The organism is Oceanobacillus indicireducens, from assembly GCF_014647195.1.
In the GTDB taxonomy this organism is placed as follows: Bacteria; Bacillota; Bacilli; order Bacillales; family Amphibacillaceae; genus Oceanobacillus; species Oceanobacillus indicireducens.
Window position 1 is genome coordinate 94,117 of record NZ_BMOS01000013.1, and the last position, 6,648, is coordinate 100,764.

Consider the following 6,648-nt stretch of genomic DNA (forward strand, 5'->3'; position numbering starts at 1 on the left):
CGCTGGTTAAGTAAATAAGAAATTTTCATTCTAAATCAATTAAAATCTAATCAAACTGTCTTATTTTATGAGTGTTATTATCGTAGAAATTACAAAATAAGTTATTATCCCTAATACAAATATCGCAATATTACTCTTGGTAACAATGGTTCTGATGATTTCATTCGGAGCGCTAATCGTAGCTATTCTGTCATTTCCAAATAAAAAATAACCACCCTAGCCTGACGAGCTAATTTAAGGTAGTTATTTTATCACTGTATATTGAGTCGCCCCCTTGAAGGGCTATTGCACTAGACCGTTTGGCGTTGGCGCGCCAGACGGTTTCTATCATGTTATGCTTTTCTATATATATTATACCCCATTTTTTTAAACTGACCTAATAATTTTGACAGTAATAAATCCCGCTAAAGAATCTGTTACTTCACAACAATAATTTCAAAATAAATTGTTCACCAATAGGACCGTTTTTTCTCCTGCCTGTATCTGTAAACCCAACTCCTGCATACAGGCTCTGCGCGGTAATATTTTTATGATTAACCGCTAATACAATCTCGTCACAATCCGGAAATTCAGTTTTAACAAAATCACGCAGCAGGAACATAGCTTGTTTAGCATATCCTTTCCCTTGCTTTGCATAGTTAACCGATAATGCCGTTAACAACATCGCGTTAGGATTATCGGAGTACTCCTTTACACGTTCCGTCTCGTGCAATAAAAAGAAGCCTACAGGTTCATCTTCATCTAGTATAACAATTCGATGTTGCCCTTCAATCTCCTCTAAAATCTTACTTGGTAATGCAGTGAATTGTGCTTGTTCTTCAGGTAGCTCAAAAGAATTTAACTCCTCTACATACTTACTTGAAAAAGGTTTTAATGTAACCATAGTCGGTATTCCCCTCTGTTTTTCTATATCTTAACATACAGAACATATATTCACGAACGTCTGTACTTCAGTCTTTTCATGATAAAAACTGTTCAACAATCCTGTTGTTTTACTGAACAATTCCATCCTACTCGTTTAAGTATACGATCTCACAAATCTCACTTAGAAGTAATCCTTATAAAATACCCATCCGGATCAGCCACTTTAAAGCCCCTCATCTCCCACGGATATTTCTCCACTTCCACCTCAATTGGGTAGTTGTTGTCCAGACATCGCTGGTACACTTCTTCCAGCTCGTCTACAACAATAATCATTTCAAAGCCATTTCCTTTAATCTCACTTTTAGCCTTATTGTTAAAGTAATGCTTATCTCCCAACACCTCTTCAGCAGTAAGCAACAATGAAAAGCAATCATAATTAAATCGTGCACCTCGTTTACTCCTGCCATACAACTCTAACCCGATAATGTTTTCATAGAAGTTTAAAGATTCCTCAATGTCCTTTACGTACAATTCATTCCTAAATAGAATACTCATTTTTCATTCATTCCTCCTCAAATTATTTAATTAAATTTCCTCAAAATATTGTTAGTTACTAAAAATGGGCTTCATTTATTTAATAACACTTGTTGAAAAATTAGAATTATTCCTCCCTAAAACCAGCAATCTCCATAAACATCTTTCGCTTGGCATAAATAAGAAAAATTATTAAAATCACAAAGTAAATTCCGGCAATCAAGAGAAACTGGAACAAAATCCCCGGGTTTGCTAACACGCCTCCTATATCTGTTGCCATCGCAACAAGATATAACAATGCAATTATTAACCCGAGTAAGGTCGGCAGCATAAATATGGTCGTGATTTCCCGGGATACTAATCCTTTCACTTCTTTACTTGTAATTCCATTGCGAAACAGCTTGCGGATTCTCAGTTCCTCTTTATCAATTTCTGAAAATAATTGAATGTACAGCAGAAGAAAGGAACCGATAAAGAATAAAACGCTTAAAAAGATCGCCACGAAAAAATGAATACCTTCTGAATTCATGCGGTTTGAATAATCACTCACCAGAGAATCAACGTAAAAAAGTTCCTCTTCCGGAAGAATATTTTCAACATTCAAATTCGGAGTAGTGGCGTTATAACTTTTAAAAGCTTGTTCCAATGCAAAAACTGCTTCTTCCGAGTCCTTCCAATCTTTAACATTAATGAAATGGGCTGTTGCTTCAAGCCCATCTAAATTACCCTTCAACGTTTCTAGTTCCGCATCGTTTATAATAAAAAACTCATCCAAATAATTAAAGCGTTTCTCCCCAATTACTTTAGTATAATCATAAAGGATCTCTTCTCCATCAATTGAGAAACGTAATTCCCTACCATAGGATATACTTTCAGGATCCTCCGTACTGATATTTAAATGATAGATTAATTCCTTACCCTGCAATTCAAATCCACTTGCAGTCACCTCATTGAATGCGCTAAGAGGCATAAAGGTAACCGTATAAGGATAACCATCATCATCCCATTCAAATTTAAAATAGACTGGGATAGTAAAATGCTCCTCTACAGGATTTTCATATTCATCAAAAATTGCATGAACTTCATCTGCAGGTAAATTATTTTTACTGTCCGTCGAAATAAACGCGATTGTATAAGGATTTCTTTCGATGGCTTCTTTTCCAGTCTCCGTATAGCCGTAAAATACAATTGTGCTATATAGAAGTGTGGTCATCACCATAATAGTAACGAGTATCATAATCGAGGTAAATTGTTTATATTTATGATCAATGCTCGTCCAATAAAGCAACCCACCATAGTAAAGTTTCTTATTCTTTTTAATGAGTCCGATAAAAAAAGAGGTCAAATGTTTTAAAGCAATATACAGACCGATAAAAGTTATCATCGCCCAAAGCATGAGATATTCACCGCCATCAGGATCGGTATACGTAACAAAAAGTCCAATAATGGAACCAACGACAAATGCTACTCCAATCCCTCCGATAGCCGGATGTTTAAACGCCGTATTTTCCGTCATTTTTTCCGTTTTCAAGTTCTCCATAATATCTCTATTCATCGTTAAGTAAAGGGATTGTGCTATCGATACAATAAAGACGAGCATGAAAGCACCGATGGAATAGATGAACATGTCTGCATTAAGATGAAAGGCAACTTCCTGAATACCTGTTCCTTTCAATAACAACCAAAAAAAGAACTGAGAAAAAATTGTCCCTGCTCCAATTCCAATGATGATCGCTATTACAGCAATTATGCTATTTTCTATTAGCACTAGTTTGCTAATATCACGTTTCGTCATCCCTAGTGTCATAAGTAGACCAAACTCACTCCGCCTTTTCTTCATGAAAATTTGATGAGCATAGCTGATGAAAAAGACGGTAAACACAATAAGTGCAGCTCCCGGTATTGCTAGAAGACTTTGGATCCCTTCTATTTCCTTCAATGCAACAAGTTGTTCATTAAAATAAACTGTCATAAACATAAAGAAAAAAAGGATAGCCAAGCTATTACATGCAAGATAAAAAAGATATTTCTTGTAATGATACTTCGCCATTTTCCAGACGACTTTGTTAAATGTCATGCTGCCTCCCCCCTAAGAGAGCGAGATGATTCATGATATCATCCAGAAAAGCTTTCCGATCCGATTTTTTCTCTAGGTGTGAATGAACGGACCCGTCCCTTATAAAGATAACCTTCTCGCAATAGCTTGCAGCGAAAACATCATGTGTTACTAGAAGTATAGTGGTTGACAACTCTTGTACCACTTTTTTCAAACATTCCATAATGACGGTAGAAGACTTGGAATCCAAATTCCCTGTCGGTTCATCCGCAAATATAATCTGTGGTTCATTTGCCAATGCACGGCTAACGGCTGTTCGTTGCTGTTGTCCACCTGAGATATGGTAGGGATATTTATTTAAAATCGCTTCAATATCAAAGAGACTTGCCAGTTCCTGTACCTTCTTTTCCATTTCTGGTCCGCTTTTCTTTTCGAGTATCATCGGCAGTATAATATTTTCTTTTACCGTTAAACTTTCCAATAGATTGAAGTCCTGAAAGACAAATCCTAACTTTCTACGACGAAACCGCGCCAAAGCATCTCCGGTCATTTCATTCAACTTTTGACCTTCTATAAAGATCTCTCCAGAAGTTGGCTTATCAATTCCACTCAATATGTTTAGCAAGGTTGTTTTCCCACTGCCTGAAGGCCCCATAATCGCAACAAATTCTCCTTCCGACACAGAAAGGTTGATACCATTTAATGCAGTCGTTGACCCTTCATCATTGGCTTTCCCATAAACTTTTACGATGTTTTTAGCTTCTAAAATTTTCATCGCTATTCCCTTCTTTTCTTCCTCTGAATTCCTGTTACTACTTATGTGATTTGTTTATCTCTTTATAAGTTAAATTAGTCTTCATTTTAAAATTGGAATAATCAACTTCATTAAGCTCAAGTAAAGTAATTATCTAAATTATTTACTACATAAATCAACTCCAAAACCTTCAAATCTGCCATTCCTTTTTTGCAAGATTATAATAAATTATTGTAAAATTTAAATCGTATTTCGCATTATTCAAAAATACCTTGTGCGTCAACTGGTAATTCCCTAATATGTTTAAGGAATTCCGTCATTTTCTTATCGTCATTTATTGGATATGTAAATAATAATTGTTCTGCAACATCTTTTGCTAACACTCTAAATAATTCGCAAGCTACAAAAATTGAGTTCCAAAAATTCTTATAGTTGTAGTCAGAATAGGTCTTTTTATACATTTCCCAATAGGGATCAGGGAGGTACTGTTTAAAATACTTACCCATCTTTCCCACCGAAATTTGGAAATCATATTTTATGCCAATCCACCAAGAAACCATTTCATCTAATCTATCCCTTATTACAAACTCAAACATTTGTTTTGCATATGGCAACTCATCACGCCATATTCCTTTTCCTACGTTCTGCAGACACCACCAAAAGTCATTACAACAACTCATAAAGAGAGGTTCTGATGGCTTCTTTACCCAATAATCCTTATCTATAGGTTTTGGAATATCAGGGAGGATGCTGTCTTTATCCAATAAAGGAATCGTAAGTTTTTCCTTTGTATAGTTCTCAATCATAGCTTCTTTTGTCTCAATATGTAAGTCGATTCGATTACCATCTGTAAAAAGCATTAAATATCCATAAGACTTTTCAAATTCAACATCTAGCCCTATACATTTATCGTTTTCATCGGGTTTTTGAATCATAATTAAATCCCCAAAAATATCGATCCATTTCTCATTTTTTATGAATGAAGCTGTTTCTGTAACTACGTAAACAATATCATAATCCTGGAAGATATCCTTTGGGGCTTTAGGATTGGTTCTTGATCCATTCATATAAACGGCTCGGATGCGTTCGTCTTTTTGAGCTGTATCTATTATTAGGTCAAACATTTCTTTTTCAGTTCTCATGTGCTATTCCCTCCTCGTTTTTAATCATTGATCGAATTTCTCCCTCAACATAAAAAATCCAGTAGTATATTTAATAGCTTTGTCATGGAACAGTTTTGACTCTAAATATACGCTGCGATGGCGGAATAATAAGGTGTATATTTTTTCTACTCGAAGAAACGCACGCAATACTTTAAGCAGAAAATTTCACAATATTGCTAACTAGAATACCCTCTCCAATGAAATAACCGTATTTTTATTCTCAACACATCCATTAGATAGCATTATTTTTTTCATAGGATAATTGTTGATTTCAGTTGCACCCAGATACGATTTTGCTTTGAAATCATTTCGCAACCTATACAGCCCTATTAAGTGTAAGTTCTTGCCCAGTCCTTTTCCTCGAAATTTAGGATGAATTCCTATCCAAAAAATACGGCCTTCTCTATCCTTATTAGGTTCAAGGTGTGGGAAGACCACTCCAACAGGTTCATCTTTAACTTTATAGATAGTGAACATTCTCTCTACCTGTGAGGGTAGTTCAGTTTTCATACTCCTTAAAAATTTCTCTGTTTGCTTCATATTTCTCCCCATAACTTCAGATAAAAATAAAAGTGATCTCTTCTCAGTAATTGACCATAATTCGTAATCTAAAATCCCAATATTTATTGGATTTCTTAGAGACCTTATATATATAACTCTTCATCTTATCCACTGTGCAATTTAATCGTCTCAAATGAATACTAAGACATTCTAGCAACACCTTTTTAAAATTACTGCTTTCCATTTCAGTTAAAAGATCATTTATAAGACCATCGATTTTTTTAGCTTGATTTAGGTTATCTTCTAATATTTCCAAGAAAATTTGTTCGTCACTTATTATACTATGCACCCCAACTTCTTTTAGTTGGTTCAGTATTCCAATCATAGTGTGAGCTCCCTCTGTTCTAACTTACTAAACTTAAACTGATAATTAAATAACTCCATCTCCATAATACCATAATATTCAAATAACAATTCAGAGAAATAAGACGACCTTTTCTATGATCGTCTTGTTTAACTCTTGCACCTTATAGTTGGAGAATGAAATAACTAACCAGGTATGCATTAACACTCTTAACTTCCTCAGTACTTCAACGAAAATGCCCAGAACAAAAGATAAAAAGGTGCTATAAGGCAAATCGCTAAAAGAAAGAGTGAAACTGCAAAAGGAAAGGCAGACTCGAGTCCTGCTGCATTTCTTAACAACGCTTCGTTAGCCATAACAAACGCTATAAAGCCCAGGTTTTGAATAAGCAACATCACTTTTCCAACTCTGG

At 35.1% G+C, this 6,648-nt stretch carries 8 protein-coding genes; all 8 read right to left on the bottom strand.

Features of this window, described 5'->3' with window-relative positions; translation table 11 throughout:
- Positions 1-421: 421 nt before the first annotated feature.
- Positions 422-883 carry a GNAT family N-acetyltransferase gene (locus IEX94_RS10860; RefSeq protein WP_188857185.1) on the bottom strand — a complete coding sequence of 154 codons (462 nt, stop codon included), beginning with the start codon at positions 881-883 and terminating at the stop codon, positions 422-424.
- Between the two features lie 158 nt (positions 884-1,041).
- Entirely contained in the window at positions 1,042-1,419 is a 378-nt protein-coding gene (locus IEX94_RS10865; RefSeq protein ID WP_188857187.1) for a VOC family protein, read from the bottom strand.
- A 106-nt stretch (positions 1,420-1,525) separates the two neighbouring features.
- Entirely contained in the window at positions 1,526-3,475 is a 1,950-nt protein-coding gene (locus tag IEX94_RS10870; RefSeq protein WP_188857190.1) for an FtsX-like permease family protein, read from the bottom strand.
- Positions 3,465-4,229, bottom strand: coding sequence for an ABC transporter ATP-binding protein (locus IEX94_RS10875; RefSeq protein WP_188857193.1), 765 nt, complete (start codon positions 4,227-4,229; stop codon positions 3,465-3,467). The genes IEX94_RS10870 and IEX94_RS10875 overlap by 11 nt, the downstream gene beginning before the upstream one ends.
- Before the next feature lie 236 nt (positions 4,230-4,465).
- On the bottom strand, positions 4,466-5,350 hold the full coding sequence (locus IEX94_RS10880) for an aminoglycoside 6-adenylyltransferase (RefSeq protein WP_188857195.1): 885 nt from the start codon (positions 5,348-5,350) through the stop codon (positions 4,466-4,468).
- A gap of 201 nt (positions 5,351-5,551) precedes the next feature.
- Complete coding sequence (locus tag IEX94_RS19795) at positions 5,552-5,911, bottom strand: GNAT family N-acetyltransferase (protein WP_229782671.1); 360 nt, start codon at positions 5,909-5,911, stop codon at positions 5,552-5,554.
- Between the two features lie 43 nt (positions 5,912-5,954).
- Positions 5,955-6,257 (bottom strand): hypothetical protein, encoded by a 303-nt coding sequence (locus IEX94_RS19800; RefSeq protein WP_229782672.1) that lies wholly within the window; start codon positions 6,255-6,257, stop codon positions 5,955-5,957.
- Positions 6,258-6,454: 197 nt separating this feature from the next.
- Positions 6,455-6,648 (bottom strand): hypothetical protein (locus IEX94_RS19805; RefSeq protein ID WP_229782673.1); only part of this gene is annotated, 194 nt, incomplete at its 5' end.

What these genes read in the sequence shown, in the direction of transcription:
- IEX94_RS19800 (WP_229782672.1), bottom strand. Translation starts at nt 6,257, where the DNA reads ATGATTGGAATACTGAACCAACTAAAAGAAGTTGGGGTGCATAGTATA.
- IEX94_RS10870 (WP_188857190.1), bottom strand. Translation starts at nt 3,475, where the DNA reads ATGACATTTAACAAAGTCGTCTGGAAAATGGCGAAGTATCATTACAAG.
- IEX94_RS10865 (WP_188857187.1), bottom strand. Translation starts at nt 1,419, where the DNA reads ATGAGTATTCTATTTAGGAATGAATTGTACGTAAAGGACATTGAGGAA.
- IEX94_RS10875 (WP_188857193.1), bottom strand. Translation starts at nt 4,229, where the DNA reads ATGAAAATTTTAGAAGCTAAAAACATCGTAAAAGTTTATGGGAAAGCC.
- IEX94_RS19795 (WP_229782671.1), bottom strand. Translation starts at nt 5,911, where the DNA reads ATGAAGCAAACAGAGAAATTTTTAAGGAGTATGAAAACTGAACTACCC.
- IEX94_RS10860 (WP_188857185.1), bottom strand. Translation starts at nt 883, where the DNA reads ATGGTTACATTAAAACCTTTTTCAAGTAAGTATGTAGAGGAGTTAAAT.
- IEX94_RS10880 (WP_188857195.1), bottom strand. Translation starts at nt 5,350, where the DNA reads ATGAGAACTGAAAAAGAAATGTTTGACCTAATAATAGATACAGCTCAA.